Genomic DNA, 21,754 nt, shown 5'->3' on the forward strand with positions numbered 1-21,754 from the left:
ACATGTAGTCGCGTTCCTCGTCGGTCACCATTTCGAGGGTCAGCTCGTCGTGGTTCCGGAGGAAGATCCCCCATTGGCAGTTCTCCGGGATCTTCGGCGTCTGGGCCAGGATCTCGGAGATGGGGTAGCGGGACTCCCGGCGCACGGCCATGAAGATGCGCGGCATCAGCGGGAAGTGGAACGCCATGTGGCACTCGTCGCCGCCGACCTCCGGGTCGCCGAAGTACTCGACCACGTCCGACGGCCACTGGTTCGCCTCGGCCAGCAGGATGCGGCCGGGGTACTCGTCGTCGACGACCTTGCGGCAGCGCTTGAGGAAGTCGTGCGTGCGCGGCAGGTTCTCGCAGTTGGTGCCCTCCTCCTCGAAGAGGTAGGGCACCGCGTCGAGCCGGAAGCCGTCGATGCCGAGGTCGAGCCAGAACCGCAGCGTGTCCAGCATCGCTTCCTGGACGTCGTTGTTCTCGAAGTTCAGGTCGGGCTGGTGGGAGAAGAACCGGTGCCAGTAGAACTGCCCGCGCACCGGGTCGTAGGTCCAGTTCGACGTCTCGGTGTCGACGAAGATGATCCGCGCGTCGGCGTAGCGGGAGTCGTCGTCGCTCCACACGTAGTAGTCGCCGTACGGGCCGTCCGGGTCCATGCGCGACTGCTGGAACCACGGGTGGGCGTCGGAGGTGTGGTTGAGCACCAGGTCGGTGATGACCCGGATGCCGCGGCGGTGCGCCTCGTCGAGCAGGTACACGAAGTCCTCGATGTTGCCGAACTCCGGCAGCACAGCGCGGAAGTCGCTGATGTCGTAACCCCCGTCGCGCAACGGGGAGGCGTAGAAGGGCGGCAGCCAGAGGCAGTCGATGCCGAGCCACTCCAGGTAGTCCAGTCTGCTGGCCAGGCCGCGCAGGTCGCCGGTGCCGTCACCGTTCGAGTCGGTGAAGGCGCGCACCAGCACCTCGTAGAACACCGCGCCCTTGAACCAGTCCGGGTTCCTGGGCGCCTGTTTCGCGTGCTGGAAGTCCTCGGCCTGGGGCTCCACGAGCAGCCCGTCTGCGGTGATCGCCTCGCCGGTGTGCGGCACGCCCTCCAGCCCCAGGGCTGCGTCCGGTCGGGAATCTTCCTGCATGATCTCCACCTCGTCCCACCTCATAGCGGGTACGTCAACCATCCCCTGCGTACCTGGTGCACGCAGGGGTCCTCGGGTTCCTGATTGGTTCAGGAGAACCGGCGTTGCAGCCCCACGATGTGCGCGACCGCGCGCCACGGTTCCAGCCGGACGTAGTTCGCCTGGCCCCAGTCCCACGTCTCGCCGGTGACCTCGTCGTGCGCGATCAGGCGCTCGTGCCAGTCGAAGCCGAGCGAGGGCAGGTCGAGCCAGAGAGTGCCCGCCTGCGGGTCGTTCGGGTCCAAGCTCACCACAGTCACGACGGTGTCGCCGGTTGCCGGATCCTGTTTGGAGTAGGCGATGAGGGCTTCGTTGTCGATGTGGTGGAACCTCAGGGTGCGCATCTGCTGCAAGGCCGGGTGTGCCCGGCGGGCCGCGTTCAGCTTGCGCAGCCACGGTTCCAGCGAACGGCCCTCGGTCAGGGCGCCCGCGTAGTCGCGTGGCCGCAACTGGTACTTCTCGGAGTCGAGGTATTCCTCGCTACCGGGCTTCACGGCCTCGTGCTCGAACAGCTCGTAGCCCGAGTACACGCCCCACGTGGGCGCCATCGTGGCGGCCAGTGCCGCGCGGAGCGCGAACATGCCGGGACCGCCGTGCTGGAGCGATTCGTGGAGGATGTCCGGCGTGTTCACGAACAGGTTGGGCCGGGCCTCGTCCCAGTGCTCGACCTGCTCGACGCCGAACTCGGTCAGTTCCTGCTTGCTCGTCCGCCAGGTGAAGTAGGTGTAGGACTGGGTGAAGCCGAGCTTCGCCAGTCCGTAGAGCCGCGCGGGGCGGGTGAACGCCTCGGCGAGGAACAGCACTTCGGGGTGCTTGTCCTTCACGGCCCAGATCAGCCACGCCCAGAAGTCCGGTGGCTTGGTGTGCGGGTTGTCGACCCGGAAGACGCGCACCCCGTGGTCGACCCAGTGCAGCACCACGCGCAGGACCTCGTGGTAGATGCCCTTGGGGTCGTTGTCGAAGTTGACCGGGTAGATGTCCTGGTACTTCTTCGGCGGGTTCTCGGCGTACGCGATCGTGCCGTCCGGCCGGGTGGTGAACCACTCCGGCGACTTGAGCACCCACGGGTGGTCCGGGGCGCACTGGAGCGCCAGGTCGAGGGCGACCTCGATGTTCAGCTCGTTCGCGCGGGCCACGAACCGGTCGAAGTCCTCGATCGTGCCGAGCTGGGGGGCGATGGCGTCGTGCCCGCCCTCGTCGGCGCCGATCGCCCACGGCGAGCCGACGTCGTTCTCGTCGGCGACCAGGGTGTTGTTGGGGCCCTTGCGGTTCACCCGGCCGATCGGGTGGATCGGCGGCAGGTAGGCGACGTCGAAGCCCATCGCGGCGACCCGGTCCAGTTCCCTGGTCGCGGTCTCGAACGTGCCGTGCACCGCGTTCCCGTGCTCGTCCCAGCCGCCGGTCGAGCGCGGGAAGAACTCGTACCAGGAGCCGAACGCGGCCAGCTTCCGGTCGACCCACACCTTGTAGGTCCTGCCCTTGGTGACCAGTTCCCGCACCGGGAACTCGGTCATGATCCGGTGCACGTCGGACGCGAGCGCGGGCGCGACGCGTTCCGACAGCGGCCGGTTCTCGTCGCGCAGCGACGCCGCGGCGTTGGCCAGCAGCGGGCGGTCCTTGCGCCGGTCGGGCCGCCGCGACACCCGGTCCAGCAGCAGCGCGCCGCTCTCCAGGTCGTTCGCCAGCTCGCCCGCTCCCTGCCCCGCGCCGATCTTCGCCTCGACGGCGTGCCGCCACGTCGCCCACGGATCGCTCCAGGCGTCGACGCGGAACGTCCACGAGCCCTCGCAGTCCGGAACGATCACGGAGGCGAACCGGTCGAGCCCGACGCCGTGCGGCACCATCCTGGTCTGGCGCGCGATGCGGTCCTTCGGTCCGCGCCACGCGACGGTGGCCGCGACGGCGTCGTGCCCCTCGCGCCAGACCGTCGCTTCGACCGGAATGTGTTCCCCTGTCACGGCTTTCGCCGGATAACGGCCACCGCTGACCGCCGGGGAAACATCATCGATGCCGAGTCGTCCACTCATCGGCTACGCCCTCTCGCCGTGTTTCGCGCGGCAGAACCGCGGGCCCGTTCAGTCTGCCTTGCTCGATGCGGCAGGTCATCACCGGGGACTACTTCAACTGTCCGTACCCATTCCGGTGGGCCCGCACACCCCGGCGCGTCAACTCTGTGCCCGCGCGGGCGGTGTGTCCATGGCCGTTCGACCTGTCGTCGTGATCATCGGGGACGGGTTCGCCCGAATGCCGCGCGCCACGCCGAGCGTGGTCGTGATGAGACCTGATGTGGTTAACGCGCTGGTTACACGGGGGGTGGGGTTGGGTGGCCGGGGGGCGGCGGGCTCGGTAGAGGGGGTCGGGTTCTTCGGTGTGCCGAAGGGTGGGGTTCTTCCGCGGGCGGGCGGGGGGTGTCGGAGAACACGCTCGTGGGGTGCGGTGGTCCGGTTTGTGAAGGTTGCTCGGTTGTCCGGAATTGTCAGACCCCCGGCCTGGCCTGCGCATCGGGGGGTCCTCACTTTTCGGGGACCCTTGTTCGGCGTTCGGCGTTCGGCGTTCGGCGTTCGGCGTTCGGGGCGGGTGGCCGCACCCCGATTTCGTGATTGTCTCGATGGCCGCCTCCGTTTGTCAAGGCGGGAAAGATGCCTTGACAAACGGAGGCGGCCACGACGTGCTTGGAAAATCGGGGTCCGGCCGGGGGGAAAGGTGTGGAAAAGCGGGAAGGGATGGGTTGGGCACGGGGCCGGGTCGGGGCCGGGGGCCCGCTCGTCCCAGTTCACGCCGGGGTTGAGCTGGGATGGAGAATGGTGTGGTGGTCGCTGCTCGGCGGGGCGGTGTTGTGAACGTGGCCGATTTACTCGGGGGATGCGACCCTTATCCTCATTGATCGGGCAGGTTGTTGCCACCGGCCCTTGAGCCCGATCACAGGGTCGCATCGAGGGGTCCCCGAGTCACATCGGCCACCACCGCTGGGACTGGCGGTCGCCCTGGTTCCCCGGCTGTGAGTCGGAGCCACCCTGTTCCCCCGGCTGGGAGCCGAGCGCGCCGAACCGGCCGTGAGTCCTCCCGCTCAGTCGTGAGAACCCCTCGAATCCTTCCCCGGCCCGTCACCGTTGCTCCAAATGCGACGATCAAGAAGCGGAGGTGTCTAGCGCCTCGAAGCGCAGGTCAACGGCGGCGAGCACCTGTATCGATCCCGGTACCGATTCGGCAAACCCTTGCAGTCTGGGCGAGGAAGCTTGTCGTGTTCCGCCCGCCGGGAGATAAGGTCCGTCGCCATGCGAGCACTTCGCCGGTTCACCGTCCGAGCCAGCCTCCCGGAGCCGTTGTCCTTCCTGGGCACGCTCGCCACCAACCTGCGCTGGACCTGGCACCCGCCGACACAGGACCTCTTCGCGTCGGTCGACCCCCAGGTCTGGTCCGAGGTCGGTGGCGATCCGCTGCGCCTGTTGTCCGTGGTGTCGCCCGAGCGGCTCGACCGGCTCTCCCGGGACGAGCAGTTCCTGTCGCACGCCCGTGCGCTGGCCGACGACCTCGACCGCTACACGCGGGGACCCCGGTGGTTCCAGCGGAGGCAGGAGGAGGTGCAGGCGCGTCGCGAGCACGGGAACTTCGAGTTGTCGCCGCTCCCGTCGGCCATCGCCTACTTCTCGATGGAGTTCGGCGTCACCGAGGCGCTGCCGAACTACTCGGGCGGGCTCGGCGTGCTGGCGGGCGACCACCTGAAGGCGGCGTCCGACCTCGGGGTGCCGCTGATCGCGGTCGGGCTGCTCTACCGCTCCGGCTACTTCCGCCAGTCCCTCTCGCTCGACGGCTGGCAGATCGAGCACTACCCGGTGCTCGACCCGCGCGCGCTGCCGCTCGAACTGCTGACCGAGCCGTCCGGCGCGCCGATCCTGGTGCACGTGGCCATGCCGGGTGACCGGGTGCTGCGCGCCAAGATCTGGAAGGCGCAGGTCGGGCGGATCCCGCTGCTCCTGCTCGACTCCGACGTCGAGGAGAACGACGAGGACCTGCGCGGTGTCACGGACCGGCTCTACGGCGGCGACCAGGACCACCGCATCCGGCAGGAGATCCTCGCGGGCATCGGCGGGGTCAGGGCCGTGCGCACCTACTGCGAGCTGACCGGTCACGCGAAGCCCGAGGTGTTCCACACCAACGAGGGCCACGCGGGTTTCCTCGGGCTGGAGCGCATCCGCGAGCTGACCACGACCGAGGGCCTCGACTTCGACCAGGCGCTCGCCGCGGTGCGCGCGGGCACGGTGTTCACCACGCACACGCCCGTGCCGGCGGGCATCGACCGGTTCCCGGTCGACCTCGTGCAGCACTACTTCGGCTCCGAGACCCTGCTGCCGGGCGTGAGCACGCAGCGGGTCCTCGCGCTGGGCGCCGAGGACAACCCCGGCCTGTTCAACATGGCGCACATGGGTCTGAGGCTGGCTCAGCGCGCGAACGGCGTCTCCAAGCTGCACGGCGAGGTCAGCCGCGACATGTTCCGCGGCCTGTGGCCGGGCTTCGACACGACCGAGGTGCCGATCCGCTCGGTCACCAACGGCGTGCACGGCCCGACGTGGGCGGCGACCGAGATGTCCAAGCTGCTCGGCGAGACCGAGGAGTCGGGCATCGGGATGCGCGGCTTCGAGCCCGTCACCGACACCCGGCTCTGGGAGCTGCGGACGGAACTGCGCGGCAGGCTCGTCGACGAGGTCCGCCGCCGCGTCCGCGCGTCGTGGTTGCAGCGCGGCGCGTCGGAGCTGGAGCTGGGCTGGACCGACTCCGTGTTCGACCCGGACGTGCTGACCGTGGGCTTCGCCCGCCGCGTCCCGACCTACAAGCGGCTCACGCTGATGCTGCGCGACCCGGAGCGGCTGCGCGCGATGCTGCTGCACCCGGAGCGCCCGGTGCAGCTCGTCGTCGCGGGCAAGTCGCACCCGGCCGACGACGGCGGCAAGGCGCTGATCCAGCAGATCGTCCGCTACGCCGACGAGGCCGGCGTGCGGCACCGGATCGTGTTCCTGCCGGACTACGACATGTCGATGGCCCGCTACCTGTACTGGGGCTGCGACGTCTGGCTGAACAACCCGATGCGCCCGCTGGAGGCGTGCGGCACGTCCGGCATGAAGTCCGCGCTGAACGGCGGCCTCAACCTGTCCATCCGCGACGGTTGGTGGGACGAGCTGTACGACGGCAGCAACGGCTGGGCCATCCCGACCGCCGACGGCGTGCACGACCCGACCCGCCGCGACGACCTGGAGGCGACCGCTCTGTACGAGCTGCTCGGCAACCAGGTCGCGCCGCTGTTCTACGACCGCGGCGAGGACGGCACGCCGACGCAGTGGCTCGCGATGGTCCGGCACACGCTGGCGTCGCTCGGCCCGGCCGTGCAGGCGTCGCGGATGGTGCGCGAGTACGTGGAGACGCTCTACGCGCCCGCCGCCGCGTCGGCCGACTCGGTCGTGGGCGAGGGCTTCCGCGGCGCGAAGGAACTGGCGGACTACCGCCAGCGGCTGCGCGAGGCGTGGCCGCGCGTGCGGGTGCTCGACTCGGAGCTGAACGTCAACGGGCACCCGACGCCGGTGCTCGGCAGCCTGGTGACGGTCCGCGCGCTGGTCGAGCTGGCCGGTCTGGAGCCGTCCGAGGCGGACGTCCAGGTCGTGCTCGGCAAGGTCGGCGACGGCGACGAGCTGCACGACCTCGTGACCGCGCCGATGAACTACGCGGGCAACGGCAACTACGAGGTCGAGGTGCCGCTGCCGCACGCGGGCACCCTCGGCTACACCGTGCGGATCCTGCCGCGCCACGACCTGCTCGCCTCGCCCGCCGAGCTGGGCAAGGTCGTCCTCGCGGGCTGACCCGCTCCTCCGGGGTGTCCGGTCGTGGTGGTTCACGACGACCGGACACCCCGATGTGGTCGTTCCTCCGCCGCTGAGTCGTCGGCGAACCCAGGTCGACCCGCCCGCCGCCTGCCCGCGCCTCCCGGCGGTCTGCCGGGTTGTCCACCGCCGAGGTGGGCGTCGCGGTCGCGTGCGGGCCCCGTCGGCTCACTCCGCTCACTCTGCGCTGATCACGATCCGGTCACGCGAATCAGTACAAGCGGTGAACTGGGCCGGCTTCCCGCGTCGCTCCGGCCGGGCGCCTGGCGGAGTGAGGCCCGGCTGTCGCCATGGGTGACGGTGAAGGGGAGTGGTCACCCGGTCGTGCGGTCACGCTGGGGCGATAGGGACATCCGCACGTTCTCACGCCACTCTCCGCAGTGGACCAATCGACTCGCCGCGCGCTGGTCGCCCTCACCCGCCAGTCTGGTGAACTGCTGCTTGCTCCGGTTTCTCGTTCGTGTCCACGCTTTCGTGTCGTGACCACCCGGCACCGTGACCGCTCGATTGTGCGACACATTCTCCACTCGACCGATCCGTGAGTAATCTGCGAGAGGTCCGAGAGGCTGGACGGAAAAGCAACGGCAAGTAATCATCAATGCCCATCCGTTTCCGCGAAGCCCGCAAAAATCATTTCGCAGTGGCGAGGAGTGCCGTTCCATGATCAGAAGAGCCATCGGCGTCGGGAACATCGACCCCGTCCGGTCCCGGCGCCACCTCGTCGACTAGCGAGCGGTCCCGGCCGGAACCGGACCCGTCGGACGACGGGTGCGGGGCACCCGCTGTCGAACGGTTCGGTCGGGCGCGGTCGAACCGCAGGGCCGCGGGAGGTCCCGGCCGGCCGGGGTTCGCCGTCGTTCCCCGACGCCCTCGATGATCATCTGACGTTCAGCCGGGCCGCGGTGCCCACGACCCGCGGCAGCCACCCGGCCAGCGAGGTGGCCTCGGCCAACACCGTTCGGGCGGCGCCGTTGTCGCCGCCCGCCATCAGCGCCCGAGCCACGGTCGCCAGCGAATCGGCCCGTCCGAGAACCTCTTCGGCCCCGTCGGCGCTCTCCCGGCCCAGCCGCGCGGCCTCGGCCGCGTCGCCCCGCAGCAGGGCCAGTTGTGCCAACGTCCCCGCCAGCCGGTACCTGGGCAGGCCGAACCCGATGGCCGCGTCCACGGCACGAGCGGCGGCGGGCACCCCGACGGCGGGCGGCAGCAGTCCGGCCTCGGCCGCCGACGCGGTGGCGCTCGCCATCGACGCCATCAGCTGCGCGCGGTCCCGGTCCTCCAGGTCGTCCCGCCCCACGGCACCGCTGACCACCTGCAACGCCTCCACGTACCGCCCGGCCGCCGTGTGCACGAGCACCTGGGCCGACGTCGTCATCAGCAGGTCCGGGTGCGCCGCGACCACGGTGGACAGCGCGGCGGTTGCCTGGTCGAGGTCGCCCGCGCGCACCGCGTCGGCCACCTCGCTCACCATCGGCGACGCGTCCATCTCCGCCGCCTCCCGCCCCGACAGCCGAGGCAGCGAGAACACGTACCAGCCGGGCGACGTCGTGGCCGCGCTCCGCCGTGGCCACAGTTCGTGCGCGAGGCACGCCGTCGCCCCCACCGCGACCCCGAACGGGCCGATCAACCACGCGCCGACGACCACGCCGACCGCCACCAGTGCCGACGTCAGACCGGTCAGCCACAGCCGCCGCCGCACGGGGCTGCGCACCGACCGCGCCCCGACCCGGACCACGACGGGCAGGGCGCACAGCGCGATCCGCAACCGGGGCGTCGACCACGCGCGCAGCTCACGGCCCACGCCGAAGATCACGTACCGGACGCGCAGCCGCCAGAGCAGCACACCGAGCAACGTCCCGACCTGGAACGCGGCCAGTTCCAGCAGGAGTCCCCCGAGCGCGCCGAGCACCCCGACGACCCCGTCGCCCCGGACGAGAACGACGACGACCACCGCGACCGCGAGCAGCGGTCCGGACCTGAGCAGCTTCACAGCTCCGGGACGCTACGTGACCGCTTGCGTCCCGCCCTCGCGAACGGGCAGGCCCGCGGCCGCCCACGCGCGGAAACCACCGACGAGGTCGGTCGCCTTCGGCAGTCCGATCCGCTGGAGGTCGCGCGCGGCGAGACTGGACGAGTAGCCCTCGTTGCACAGGACGACCACCGTGGTGTCGGCCGTGAAACCGGGCAGCCGGAAGTCGCCCTCCGGGTCGAGCCGCCACTCCAGGACGATCCGCTCCACCGGGATGGAACCGGGGATCTCCCCGTCCGCCACCCGGTTGTGGAGGGGCCGGGTGTCGATGATCAGCGTGTCGCCGTCCTTGATCGCGTCCAGCTCCTGCGGCGTGACCCGGTCCAGGTGCGCTCGCGCCTCGGCCAGGTAGGTGTCGACGGCGCTCACGGGCCCTCCAGGTCTGCCAGTTCGCGCAGCCGTTCCAGCGGGAGCCGGAGCGCGGGGAGCGGGGGGATCACGGTCGGGATGTCGGCCAGGCTCGCGTACTCCCTGGTCGGGACCAACGGCGGCGAGTAGGCGTGCACGCTGGCCGCACCGACGGTCCCGTTGTTGCGCACCTCGTGCGCCCGCCCCGACCCGAACCCGATGGACGCACCCGTGGGCCGCCGAGCGCCACGGATCGGACCGGCCGGGTACCGGTAGTTCTCCTCCAGCTCACCCGTGAGGACGGTGAACGAACCGGAAGCGCCACCGTGGTCGTGCGGCTCGGTCCGCTGTCCGGGCAACCACGACAACAACCACAACTCGACGCCTTCGGTGAGCCCCAGCCGGGCCCACCAACGCTGAGCCGGGTCGAAGTCGAGGATGTCGAGCAGCGGGGACGTCAACTCGCCGGCGACGAACGAGGTCAGGTCGCGCAGTTCGCGCGGCGACCACAGCTCGCGCTCGGGGTGGATGATGTCGCGGAGAAGGCGGACGTCCAGGGCTGGGTGCAGGTCGGCATGGACGAAGGTGGCAGTCAACGTGTGCTCCTGAGGGCTACTGGTGTGAACGGGTAGCGGTCAAGACGCGACACGGACCTAGCGGAGGCCGCGTCGCGTCCCGCTACAGCCGCACGACGCCACCAGCAGGAGGTCGATCGTGCGGTCGCACCAGGTGATGAGGGAGCGCTCCACGCTGTGATGCTGTCACGGATGAGTGGAGGAAGGCTCGGGCGTCCCAGGGGTTGATAATGGCTCTGAGGCCGAGCTAACCACCCGGCGGGAGCAGGTCAGGAGAAGGAGAAGGGCGCGGGAAGGAAAAAGACGGGCGGGATGGAGAGGCCGGAGGAGTGGGCCGGCTGACTGGGCTGGCTGACTGGGGCGGGGAGTTCGGGCTTGCTTGAGTGAGTGAGTGAATTGGGTTGGGACGCAGGTCTCGGGACCACGACACCGCTGAACCTGCGCGAGATGAGCCACTCAGGTGTTGGACCGACCAACGCGCAAGGGGCTCAGCCACGCCTCTCGCGCAAGCCGAACCCACCCAACTCTCGGACCGATCAACGCGCAAGGGACTCAACCCCGGACCCACGAGGGCACCGGCGAAGCGGACCCACCCAACCCGCCCACAACGCCCCCTCCCCCCGAACCCCCCCGGCCGCCCGCTCCACCCCAACCCTCATCGTTGATCCCGGTTTGTCAAGGCATCTTTCCCGCCTTGACAAACCGGGATCAACGATCGAGACGATGACAGGAGCGGCGGACCACGCCCCTAGTTGGGCGCCCGAAGCAGCAGCAGCGAATGCCCGGCCACGGTCACCCTCGACCCAGCGGGCAACAAGCCGGGCGTCGCAGGCGACCCGTCGGCGGTGGTCGTGTCCAGCACGGGCTCGAAGTGCGCCCCGTACTCCGCGGGCGGCAGCACCACCTCGATCGAATCCGCCCCGGCGTGCAGCAGCAGCAGCCAGGAGTCGTCCGAGACCAGCTCCCCCTCCCGAGACCGGGACAGCGAGTTCGACCCGTCGATCCACATCCCCAGCGTGCGCCGACCCTCGTCGAACCAGTCCGTCTCCGCCATCTCCTCCCCGTCCGGCCGCAGCCACACCAGGTCGGGCTCGCCGGACGCCGTGGTGCGGCCCTCGAAGAACTCCGGCTGCCGCAGCGCCGGGCTGTCGGCGCGCAGGGTGATCACGCGGCGGGCGAAGGCGAGCATCGACGTGGCGTCGTCCGCGAGCTTCCAGTCGACCCACGAGGTGTCGTCGTCGATGCAGTAGGCGTTGTTGTTGCCGCCCTGGGTGCGCCACAGCTCGTCGCCCGCCACGATCATGGGGGTGCCGGTGGACAGCAGGAGCGTGGCGAACAGGTTGCGGGCCTGCTTGGCGCGGAGCACGAGGATGCCGGGCGCGTCGGTCTCGCCCTCGACGCCGCAGTTCCACGAGCGGTTGTCGTTGGTGCCGTCGCGGTTGTCCTCGCCGTTGGCCTCGTTGTGCTTGCCGTTGTACGAGACGAGGTCGCGGAGCGTGAAGCCGTCGTGCGCCGTGATGAAGTTGATCGACTGCCACGGGCGGCGCAGGTCGTCGGCGTACAGGTCGGAGGAGCCGGACAGGCGGTACGCGAGGTCGCGGACGCCGGTCGCGCCGCGCCAGAAGTCGCGGACGGTGTCCCGGTAGCGGCCGTTCCACTCGGCCCACTGGACGCCGAAGTCGCCCACCCGGTAGCCGTCGCCGGTGGCGTCCCACGGCTCCGCGATGAGCTTGCAGCGGGACAGGATCGGATCGGTGGTGATGGCCGTGAGCAGCGCGGAGTTGCGGTCGAAGTAGCCGCCGCCCGGCCTGCCCAGCGTGCTGGCGAGGTCGAAGCGGAAGCCGTCCACGCCCAGCTCCGTCGCCCAGTACCGGAGCGAGTCCGTGACCAGCCGCACCACCTGCGGCGACGCGGCCTCCAGGGTGTTGCCGCAGCCGGTGATGTCGAGCGTGCCGCCGCCCGCGACGTGCAGGTAGTAGCCGGGCGCGTCCAGGCCGCGGAACGACAGGGTCGGCCCGTCCGGCCCGCCCTCGCAGGTGTGGTTGAACACGACGTCGATCAGGACCTCGATGCCCGCCGCGTGCAGGGCGGCGACCATCGTGCGGAACTCCTCCACCTCGTGGCCCTGCTCGCTCGCGTAGGCCGGGTGGGGGGCGAAGTAGCCGAGCGGCGAGTAGCCCCAGTAGTTGTGCCTGCCCTCGCGCATCAGCGCGGGCTCGTCGATGAAGGCGTGGACGGGGAGGAGTTCGACCGTCGTCACGCCGAGGCGCACCAGGTGCTCGACCACGGCCGGGTGGGCCAGGCCGAGGTAGGTGCCGCGCAGGTGCTCCGGCACGTCCGGGTGCCTGCGGGTGAAGCCGCGGACGTGGAGCTCGTAGATGACGGCTTCCTCGAACGGCACCTCGGGCTTGATGCCGGTGTCCGGACCGCCGGGCGAGGTGACCACCGAGAGCGGCACGTGGCCGAGCGAGTCGACGACCGACGGCGGGCCCGTCATCGGGTCGCCCACGTAGCCGAGAGCGGCGTCCAGGTCGGTGAGCAGGCCCGAGACGCGCTTCGCGTACGGGTCGAGCAGCAGCTTGGCCGGATTGCCCCGCAGACCGCGGGACGGGTCGTACGGGCCGTGGACGCGGTAGCCGTAGCGCTGGCCGGGGGTCACGCCCGCCACCAGGCCGTGCCAGACGCCGAACGTCCGCTCGGTGAGCTCGATCCGGGTTTCCGTCCCGTCGTCGCTGATCAGGCACACCTCGACCGCCTCGGCGGACGGCGCGGACACGGCGAACCGGACGCCCCCCGCCTCGGGGTGGGCGCCCAGTGGGAACGGTCGGCCTGCGAGCACGGGTGAGTGGGCTGCCATACCTAGATCCTGACAGGCCGGACCGACAATCGGCGCGTGAGCGAGGCCTCCTCCGGGCGTGGTCGGCCGAGTTCATCCATGTCGGCTAACCGGCGGCGACCAGGCTCCACCCGTCGTCCAGACGCACCCCGCCGCACCCCCACCGGGGGGCGGTCGGAAACAATGGCCGTGTGACCGACCACGGGGCGAGGCAGGGCACTGTGCAGAGTTCGGAAGTCGACGTGACCGATCTGGTCGTCCACATGGCCGGTGTCGCCGTGCGGCGTGGCAAGACCACGCTGGTGGGCGACATCGACTGGAGTGTCGAGCTGGACGAGCGCTGGGTGGTGCTCGGGCCGAACGGCGCGGGCAAGACCACCCTGTTGCGCCTGGCCAGCGCGGAGCTGCACCCGAGCAAGGGCAAGCTGCACCTGCTGGGTGAGCGGATCGGCAAGACCGACGTGCGCGAGCTGAAGCCGCGCATCGGGCTGTGCTCCGCGGCGCTCAACGGGCGGGTCCCGGCGGACGAGAAGGTCGTCGACGTCGTGGTCAGCGCGGGCTACGCGGTGCTCGGCCGCTGGCGCGAGGAGTACGACGTCACGGACACGACCCGCGCCAAGGAGCTGCTGGGCACGCTCGGCATCGAGCACCTGTCCGACCGCACCTACGGCACGCTGTCGGAGGGCGAGCGGAAGCGGACCCTGATCGCCAGGGCGCTGATGACCGACCCCGAGATGCTGCTGCTGGACGAACCGGCGGCCGGGCTCGACCTGGGCGGTCGCGAGGACCTCGTGGCCCGGCTGTCCGAGCTGGCGATGGACCCGGACGCGCCCGCGATGGTGCTGGTCACCCACCACGTGGAGGAGATCCCGCCGGGCTTCACGCACGTGCTGCTGCTGCGCGAGGGCGGCGTCGTCGCGCAGGGGCTGCTCGACGACGTGCTGACCGAGGAGAACCTGTCGGCGACGTTCGCGCAGCCCCTGGAGCTCCAGCGGTCGGGTGACCGGTACTTCGCGCGCCGCAAGGCGGTGTGACCGGTGGTCGACCCCGAGGTGCGGGTGCCGCCGATCGTCGACCTGACCAAACCGAACGACGCGCGGGTCTACGACTACCTGCTCGGCGGCGCGCACAACTTCGCCGTCGACCGCGAGCTGGCCAAGCAGGCCGTGGCCGCGATGCCGATCATCCGGCAGGTGGCGCTGGCCAACCGCGCGTTCCTGCACCGGGTGGTGCGGGTGTGCGTGCACGCGGGCGTCCGGCAGTTCCTCGACCTCGGGTCGGGCATCCCCGGCGTCGGCAACGTGCACGAGGTCGCGCAGGCCATCGACCCCCGCTGCAAGGTCGCCTACGTCGACCTGGACCCGGTGGTGCACGCCCACGGCCAGCTGATCCTCGCGGACACGCCGAACACGGCGCTGATCAACGCCGACCTGCTGGACGCGCCCGCGGTGCTGGGTCACGGCGCGGTGCGCGGGCTGCTGGACTTCGACGAGCCGATCGCCGTGCTGGCGCTGCTGTCGCTGCACTTCGTGCCGGACGACCGCGACCCGGAGGGCGCGCTGGCCGCGTACCGGGACGCCGTCCCGGTCGGCAGCCTGCTCGCGCTGAGCCACCCGACGCCGGACCCGACGTTCGAGGGTCTGGACGAGGCGGTGGACCTGTTCGAGCAGGAGTACCTGGCGCCCGCGATCCGCGGCTACGACCGGTTCCTGCGGTTCTTCGACGGGTTCGAGCTGCTGGAGCCCGGCATCACGACGCTGACGCACTGGCGGCCCGACCGCGAGGGCGCCGAGGAGGTGCCCGTCCACGGCGGGCTCGGAGTCAAGTCGAGCCGGTGACTACCGGGCGGTAACCTGCCTGCTGTCCGGCAGTGCTGAAGACCTGGTCGAGGAGGACCTGTGGCTGAGTTCGTCACGCTGGAAGTCGACGGCGGCATCGGCACCATCCGGTTGGCCCGCCCGCCGATGAACGCGCTGAACAAGCAGGTCCAGGACGAGGTCCAGGCCGCCGCGCGGGAGGCGACCGAGCGCTCGGACGTGTACTCGGTGATCGTCCACGGCGGCGAGAAGGTGTTCGCCGCGGGCGCGGACGTCAAGGAGTTCGCGACGATGACGCACGCGGAGATCACCGCCCGCGCGTGGTCGCTGTCGTCGGCGCTGGGCTCGGTCGCGGACATCCCGAAGCCGACGGTCGCGGCCATCACCGGCTACGCGCTGGGCGGCGGCTTCGAGATCGCCCTCGGCTGCGACCGGCGGATCGCGGGCGACAACGCGAAGCTCGGCCAGCCCGAGATCCTGCTGGGCATCATCCCCGGCGGTGGCGGCACGCAGCGCCTCGCGCGGCTGATCGGTCCGAGCAGGACGAAGGACCTGATCTACACGGGCCGGTTCGTCACGGCCCAGGAGGCGCTCGCCATCGGCATGGTGGACGAGGTCGTCGCACCCGACGACGTGTACTCGGCGGCGCAGCGGTGGGCGGGCCAGTTCGTCAACGGCCCCGTCCTCGCCTACGCCGCGGCGAAGGCCGCCATCGACGGCGGCCTGGACACCGACCTGACCAGCGGTCTGAAGCTGGAGAGCCACCTGTTCGCCGCGCTGTTCGCCACCGAGGACCGCGCGGTCGGCATGAAGTCGTTCATCGAGAACGGTCCCGGAAAGGCCAACTTCAGTGGCAAGTGACCCCGCTTCCCCCGATCCGACACCACAGCCCCACGCGACCGTCGAGCAGATGGAGGCGGCGTGGAAGGACCCCAAGCTCGCCAACGTGCTCTACCACGACTGGGAAGCCGGTACGTACGACGAGAAGTGGTCCATCTCCTACGACGAGCGCTGCATCACCTACGCCACGGACCGCTTCCGCGCGGTCTCGGGCGGGGTCGGTCCGTACGAGACCGCCCTGGAGCTGGGCTGCGGCACGGGCTTCTTCCTGCTGAACCTGATGCAGGGCGGTGTGATCAAGAAGGGTTCGGTGACGGACCTGTCGCCGGGCATGGTCGAGGTCGCGCTCCGCAACGCCGAGAACCTGGGCCTGCCGGTCGACGGCCGCGTGGCCGACGCCGAGCGGATCCCGTACGACGACAACACGTTCGACCTCGTCATCGGGCACGCGGTGCTGCACCACATCCCGGACGTCGAGGCGGCGATGCGGGAGGTCCAGCGGGTCCTCAAGCCCGGTGGGCGCTTCGTGTTCGCGGGCGACCCGACGAACATCGGCAACTTCTACGCCCGCAAGCTGGGCCAGCTCACCTGGTGGCTCACCACGAACGTCACCAAGGTGCCCGTGCTCACCGACTGGCGCCGCCCGCAGGAGGAGCTGGACGAGTCCTCCCGCGCCGCGGCCCTCGAAGCGGTGGTGGACCTGCACACGTTCGACCCCGGTGACCTGGAGCGCACGGCTCGCGCGGCGGGCGCCCGCGAGGTCAGGGCGGTGACGGAGGAGCTGTCGGCCGCGCTGTTCGGCTGGCCCGTCCGCACCTTCGAGGCCGCCGTGCCGAAGGGCAAGCTGGGCTTCGGCTGGGCGATGTTCGCCTACCGGAGCTGGCAGCGGCTGTCGTGGCTGGACGAGAACGTGCTCGCCAAGGTGCTGCCGCGCGAGGTGTTCTACAACGTCTCGATCACCGGTCGCAAGCCCCTCTAGGTGGGCTACCGGTTCTCCCTCGCCGACGTGGCGCACCTGCGTTCCGACGCCGGGTGCGCCGCGGTGGCCGAGGTGGCGGAACTGCCGCTGACCGACCGGCTGGCCGCCGTGACGGCCGCGCGCCGGATCGCGGGCGACGGGTTCGCGGCGGTGCTGGAAACGGTGCTGCTGCGCCGGAAGGCCGAGGCCAAGATCGACGGCTCGGGCGGCTGGCTGTTCACCGACGACGCCCTCCAGCAGGCCACGGCCTCACCGGTCGGACGGCACCGGGCGGCGCGGTTCGCCGGTCGCGTCGTGCACGACGTGACGTGCTCGATCGGCGCGGACCTCGTGGAGCTGGCGCGCGTGGCCGACCGGTGCGTCGGCTCCGACCTGGACCCCGTGCGGCTGGCGATGGCGCGGAACAACTGCGGGCCGTCCCAGCCGCTGCTGCGGGCGGACGCCCTGACCCGCGTGTCACGGGCCTCCGCCGTCACGGCCGACCCGGCCCGCCGGGACTCGGCCGGGCGGCGGACGTGGAAGCCGTCGGACTTCCTGCCCCCGCTGGACGAACTCGCCGACACCTACGCGGGCGTGGACCTGGCCGTGAAGTGCGCGCCGGGCATCGACTTCGCCGTGGCCCCGTGGGCCGACGAGGTCGAGCTGGTGTCGCTGGACGGCGGGGTGCGCGAGGCGTGCCTGTGGACGCGCGGGCTCGCCACGCCGGGTGTGACCAGGCGGGCGACCGTGCTGCGCCAGGGCAGTCCGGAGTGGACGATCACCGACGCCGAGCCGGACGACTGCCCGGTGCGCGCACCCGGTGAGTGGATCGTCGACCCGGACGGCGCGGTCGTGCGGGCCGGACTGGTCCGGCACTACGCCGCGCGCCACGGGCTCGGCCAGCTCGACGAGCGGATCGCCTACCTGACCGGGGACGAGCCGCCGCCGGGCATCCGGGCGTTCCGCGTCGTCGAGCACGGGCACTACGCGGAGAAGTCGCTGCGCGCCGTGCTGCGCAAGCACGACGTCGGACGGCTGGAGATCCTGGTGCGCGGCCTCGACGTCGACCCGAACGCGCTCCGGCGCAGGCTGAAGCTGTCCGGCGCGGCCGAGGCCACGGTCGTGCTGACCAGGATCGGCAGCGGCCCCGTCGCGATCCTCTGCCGCGCCGAACGGACCTAGGGCTCCAGTTCCCCGATCCCGGACCGGGACGTCGTCAGGTGCTCGTCCGCCTCCACGACGGTGTCGCGCACCTCGACGCCCGCGGCGACAACGGCACCCGGCAGCACGACCGACCGGTGCACCACCGCTCCCGGCTCGACCACGCAGCCGGGGAACAGCACGCTGCCCCGCACGTCGGCCCCCGCGGGCAGGTCGCCCGCCACGAGGTTGCCGCCGATCCGCCGGGGCGCCGGACCACCGAGGGTGTTGGGTGCCCGCAGCGCCTCCGGGTGGTCGATCAGCCCGAGCTGGCCCGAGTGGTAGCGCTCGACCGTGCCGATGTCGGCCCAGTAGCCGGTGACCGGGTGGGCGAGCACCTTGCGGCCGGTGGCGATCATGGCGGGCAGCACGTCGCGGCTGATGTCGTGCTGCCACCCGTCCACGCCCAGCGCCGCCAGCTCGTCCAGCACCTTCACCAGAGCGTCGACGCGGAACAGGCAGAACGCGGTGAAGACCAGGTCCGACGTGGGGTTCGGCGGCTTCTCCACCAGCCGCCGCACGGTCAGGTCGTCGTTCACCTCGACCATGCCGAACAGCGTGACGTACCGGCGTTCGATGGCCTGCACGCCGATCGTCACGTCGGCGCCGCTCTCGCGGTGCGCGGCCAGCATCGGCCCGTAGTCGTAGGAGTAGACGTGGTCCGCGTGCTGCACCAGCAGGTCGCGGGCGCCCGGCGCGAACAGGTGCTCCGCGTTGGAGATCAGCGCGTCGGCCGTGCCCAGCTCCGGCGCGCGCTCCGGCAGCGGACCGGTGAACGACGGGTCGCGCACGAGGTCGTCGTGCGGTCCGAAGTGGACCTTCAGCGCCGTGCCGTCCCAGCTCCGCAGCAGGTGGTCGATGAGGTCGCGCTCGCGGTGCAGCGACATCAGCACCAGCTCGGGGATGCCGGACCGCAGCGCGTTGTCCACGCTGAAGTCGACCAGCCTGCACGAGGCCGCGTAGGGGACGAGGGGTTTGCACGTCCTCGCGGTGAGCGTCCCCATGCGCTCGCCGAGCCCGCCGGCCAGCAGCGCGGCCCTGACGTCGTCCATCACCACGTCCTCCCCTGCGGTTCGCGTTCCGGGAGCAGCGGGCGCAGCAGCCGCACCGAGTTGGCGACGCTCTGCTGCCTGGGCAGCAGCGCGTCCTCGTGCTCGACGTACAGCACGCCGCGGAAGCCCTCGTCGAGCAGCGCGGCGACCACGCCCGGCCACGGCAGGTCACCGGAACCCAGCGAGCGGAACCGGATCGCCGGACCTGGCCCGTAGCGGGACCAGCCCGCGCCGGTCGGCCGGTCGGTCCCGGTCCAGCGCTGGAGGTCCTTGGCGTGCGCGGCCCCGAGCCGGGTACCCCAGCCGCGCACGACCGACACCGGGTCGTAGCCGACCGCCGCGAGGTTCGCGACGTCCAGGCACAGGTCCACGTCGGCCGCGTCCAGCAGGGCCCGCGTGCTCTCCGGGTCGTAGGCCACCTGCTTCGGGTGCGGTTCCACGAGCACCCGCACCCCGTGCTCCCGCGCCAGCTCCAGCACCGGCTCGGCCGCCTCGACCCACGCCCGCACGTTGTCGGCCCAGGAGACGTCGCTGTGCCACCAGGACAGCCACCGCGACAGGTCGGGGACGCCGAACATCAGCCGCGCCTGGCGCGCGCCGAGGTCGGCGGCGATCCGGATCGCGTGCTCCGCGTGCCGCAGCGCGTGCGCCCGCTTCTCGTCCGGCGGCCCGGTCAGCACCGGATCGGTGTGCGGGCCGTGCGGCCCCAGCAGGAGCTGGGTGTCGCGGCTGTTGCTGACGCACGTCACGGCCAGGCCCGCCACGGCCTCGCGCAGCTCGGACCGGTACTCCGCGTCGGCCGCCCAGCGGTCGGCGTCCACCAGCCCCGACGTGGTGTCGGTGGGCAGGTCGACCGCGTCCACGCCGCTCGTGCGAGCCGCGTCCAGCGCGTCGGACAGGCTCCCGCCGCCCCACGCGGCCAGGCACAGCCCGAGCGCGACGGGCCCGGTGGTCGTGGCGGGCACCGCCACCGCGGAGCGCGGGGGAGCGGCCAGCTCCAGCGTCCACGCGCAGTCGTCCAGCGCCCAGTCCGGCACGCCGGCCGTCAGCGCGGCCTCGATCGTCGCGTTCGGATCGGTCACGGCGACGACCTCGCCCAGCACCTCGCCGCGGAACTCCGTCAGGAACTCCGGGCAGCCGAGGAACACACCGCCCCCGGCCGCCACGGTCCACTCGCCCTCGAGGCCCGCCGCCGCGGCGGCGGCACGAACCCCGAGACCGAGTTCGCCGATCGCGGCGGTGACCAGGTCGCCCGCCACGGCGTCGTCGTCCAGCCACGCCCGGCACACCACGGGTGCCAGCGCGGCCACGGCCGCCTTCGGGAACGCCCGCCGCGCGAGGTCCCGCGCGGTCGCCACCCCGAAGTGCTTCGTCAGCACCGTGTCCGGTCCCCGGCCGTCGAGCGCGCGCACGGCGGCGCGCAGCCCGGACAGGCCGAGGTCGTACGCGCTGCCCTCGTCGCTGCCGAGGTACTCGCAGCTCCCGACCCGCACGGCGGGGGAGCGGCCGTCGCTCGCCAGGAAGCCGGAACCGGTGCCGCACACGACCGCGACACCCCGCCCGGACAGCGGCGGGGCCACCAGCCACGGCAGGGCGTCGTTGGACACGACGAGCCGCCCGCGCAGGCCCGCCCGTTCGGCGGTCCGGCGCAGGCGTTCCAGCTCCGACCCCGGATCACGGGGGTCCACCGTGGCCGTGGCGATCCAGCCCTCACCGGCCCGGCCGCCCAGCGAGGCGGCCAGGTCGGTGAACACGGTCCGCAGCACGGCGTCCGCCGCCTCGGTGCCGCTCGCCGCCGGGTTGACCGACCCGTACCGGCGCCTGCCGCCGGGGCCGGTCGTCGCGGTCCCGGTCCCGCCGGCGTCAATGGTCCACAGCGGGCTCACAGCCGCTCCCTCGTCAGCGCCTCCCGCACCTCGGCGGAGGTGACGTCCTCCACGATGGCCGTCGTGCCCAGCTCCACCGGTAGCACGAACCGCAGGCTGCCGTCCCGGATCTGGCGGATCTTCGCCAGCGCCCCGAGGACGTCGTCGACGTCGACCTCGACCCCGAGGTCCGCCAGCGAGACGGGCAGTCCGAGCTTCCTGATCAGCGCCACCACCCGGTCGGCCGTCGCCGGGTCGACCACCCCGCGCGACCTGGCCACGTCGACCGCGACCGCCATGCCGAACGCGACGGCCTCGCCGTGCAGCACCGGGCCGTAGTCCGTCACGGTCTCCACGGCGTGGCCGACGGTGTGGCCGAAGTTCAGGGGTCTGCGCAGGTCCACCTCGTACGGGTCCCGGCCCACCAGTTCGGTCTTGATGGCGCTGGCGGCGTGCACCAGCACGTCCACCGCGGGCGAGCGGCACTCGACCAGGTCGTCCACGTTCCGCTCGATGTGCTCGAACAGCGCGGGCGAGGCGATCACGGCCTTCTTCACCACCTCGGCGAGCCCGGCCCTCGCCTGCCTGCGGTCCAGGGTCCCCAGGTACTCCAGGCAGGAGATGACCGCCCGCGGCTGGTAGAACGCGCCGACCAGGTTCTTGGCCTGGCTGTGGTCGACGGCGACCTTGCCGCCGATGCCCGCGTCCACCTGGCCCAGCAGCGTGGTCGGCATGTTCACGTACGGCACGCCGCGCATGTAGGCGCTCGCCACCCAGCCGACGGTGTCCGCGATGACGCCACCACCCAGTGCGACCACGACGTCGCGTCGGGCGAAACCTATCTGCGCCAACCAGTCCATCAGCTCGAACGCCGTGGTGGCCGTCTTGCTCTTCTCGCCGCTGGGGATGGACGTCGTGCCCAGGAGCTGGTCGTTCGCCCGCAGCGCCTCGACCACCCGGCCCGCGTGCAGCTCGGCCACGACGTGGTCGGTGATCACGACGGCCCGCCGACCGTCCAGTTCGGCCAGCAGTGTGGCGATCGCACTGTCCACGTCGGGCACCACGTCGATCCGGTAGGCGTCTTCGCGGGTCACCTCGACCCGCACGACGGAAGGCCCGCCGGGCAAGGGGATTCGATCGGTGACCAAGTAGTCGCGACTGTCCATCTGTCTCCTTTCGGGGATCACCCGATAGGCGTCGGTTGGCAGCTCGTC

The 21,754-nt window shown here is 71.5% G+C and carries 15 protein-coding genes; 6 read left to right on the forward strand and 9 right to left on the reverse strand.

What is annotated here, in order from left to right; all coding sequences use genetic code 11:
* On the reverse strand, window positions 1-1,114 hold a 1,114-nt coding region (locus AC156L_RS03455), incomplete at its 3' end, for an alpha-amylase family glycosyl hydrolase (RefSeq protein WP_484406582.1).
* 89 nt (window positions 1,115-1,203) lie between these two features.
* A complete protein-coding gene (locus tag AC156L_RS03460; protein ID WP_330879922.1) occupies window positions 1,204-3,180 on the reverse strand; it encodes an alpha-1,4-glucan--maltose-1-phosphate maltosyltransferase in 1,977 nt (658 codons plus the stop codon).
* A gap of 1,248 nt (window positions 3,181-4,428) precedes the next feature.
* Here AC156L_RS03460 and glgP point away from each other — a divergent pair.
* On the forward strand, window positions 4,429-7,002 hold the full coding sequence (glgP, locus tag AC156L_RS03465; protein ID WP_330879920.1) for an alpha-glucan family phosphorylase: 2,574 nt from the start codon (window positions 4,429-4,431) through the stop codon (window positions 7,000-7,002).
* Between the two features lie 898 nt (window positions 7,003-7,900).
* Here the strand turns inward: glgP and AC156L_RS03470 are convergent.
* From AC156L_RS03470 to glgX, 4 genes are all read right to left on the reverse strand, one after another.
* Complete coding sequence (locus AC156L_RS03470; protein WP_330879918.1) at window positions 7,901-9,010, reverse strand: hypothetical protein; 1,110 nt, start codon at window positions 9,008-9,010, stop codon at window positions 7,901-7,903.
* Between the two features lie 12 nt (window positions 9,011-9,022).
* The gene (locus AC156L_RS03475) at window positions 9,023-9,418 is read right to left on the reverse strand and encodes a rhodanese-like domain-containing protein (protein ID WP_330879916.1); all 396 of its coding nucleotides are present in this window, start codon (window positions 9,416-9,418) and stop codon (window positions 9,023-9,025) included.
* On the reverse strand, window positions 9,415-9,993 hold the full coding sequence (locus AC156L_RS03480) for a cysteine dioxygenase (protein WP_330879914.1): 579 nt from the start codon (window positions 9,991-9,993) through the stop codon (window positions 9,415-9,417). Before AC156L_RS03480 ends, AC156L_RS03475 begins: the two co-directional genes overlap by 4 nt.
* Before the next feature lie 727 nt (window positions 9,994-10,720).
* Window positions 10,721-12,829, reverse strand: a complete 2,109-nt coding sequence (glgX, locus tag AC156L_RS03485; RefSeq protein WP_330879912.1) for a glycogen debranching protein GlgX — start codon at window positions 12,827-12,829, stop codon at window positions 10,721-10,723.
* A 242-nt stretch (window positions 12,830-13,071) separates the two neighbouring features.
* Here glgX and AC156L_RS03490 point away from each other — a divergent pair, with 242 nt between their 5' ends.
* From AC156L_RS03490 to AC156L_RS03510, 5 genes are read left to right on the forward strand one after another with little or no spacing between them, the layout of a single operon-like run.
* A complete protein-coding gene (locus AC156L_RS03490; RefSeq protein WP_330879946.1) occupies window positions 13,072-13,842 on the forward strand; it encodes an ABC transporter ATP-binding protein in 771 nt (256 codons plus the stop codon).
* Window positions 13,843-13,845: 3 nt separating this feature from the next.
* Window positions 13,846-14,646, forward strand: a complete 801-nt coding sequence (locus AC156L_RS03495; protein ID WP_330879910.1) for an SAM-dependent methyltransferase — start codon at window positions 13,846-13,848, stop codon at window positions 14,644-14,646.
* A gap of 60 nt (window positions 14,647-14,706) precedes the next feature.
* Window positions 14,707-15,486, forward strand: a complete 780-nt coding sequence (locus AC156L_RS03500) for an enoyl-CoA hydratase/isomerase family protein (RefSeq protein ID WP_330879908.1) — start codon at window positions 14,707-14,709, stop codon at window positions 15,484-15,486.
* 49 nt (window positions 15,487-15,535) lie between these two features.
* A complete protein-coding gene (locus AC156L_RS03505) occupies window positions 15,536-16,444 on the forward strand; it encodes a class I SAM-dependent methyltransferase (RefSeq protein WP_330879906.1) in 909 nt (302 codons plus the stop codon).
* The gene (locus AC156L_RS03510; protein WP_330879904.1) at window positions 16,445-17,605 is read left to right on the forward strand and encodes a THUMP-like domain-containing protein; all 1,161 of its coding nucleotides are present in this window, start codon (window positions 16,445-16,447) and stop codon (window positions 17,603-17,605) included. It abuts the gene before it with no gap.
* Here AC156L_RS03510 and AC156L_RS03515 read toward each other — a convergent pair.
* From AC156L_RS03515 to aroB, 3 genes are read right to left on the reverse strand one after another with little or no spacing between them, the layout of a single operon-like run.
* Window positions 17,602-18,675 carry a sugar phosphate nucleotidyltransferase gene (locus AC156L_RS03515; protein WP_330879902.1) on the reverse strand — a complete coding sequence of 358 codons (1,074 nt, stop codon included), beginning with the start codon at window positions 18,673-18,675 and terminating at the stop codon, window positions 17,602-17,604. The genes AC156L_RS03510 and AC156L_RS03515 overlap by 4 nt on opposite strands.
* Complete coding sequence (locus tag AC156L_RS03520) at window positions 18,675-20,561, reverse strand: TIM barrel protein (protein ID WP_330879900.1); 1,887 nt, start codon at window positions 20,559-20,561, stop codon at window positions 18,675-18,677. Before AC156L_RS03520 ends, AC156L_RS03515 begins: the two co-directional genes overlap by 1 nt.
* Window positions 20,558-21,706, reverse strand: a complete 1,149-nt coding sequence (gene aroB / locus AC156L_RS03525) for a 3-dehydroquinate synthase (RefSeq protein ID WP_330879898.1) — start codon at window positions 21,704-21,706, stop codon at window positions 20,558-20,560. Before aroB ends, AC156L_RS03520 begins: the two co-directional genes overlap by 4 nt.
* Window positions 21,707-21,754: the final 48 nt, after the last annotated feature.

The organism is Umezawaea sp., from assembly GCF_057122925.1.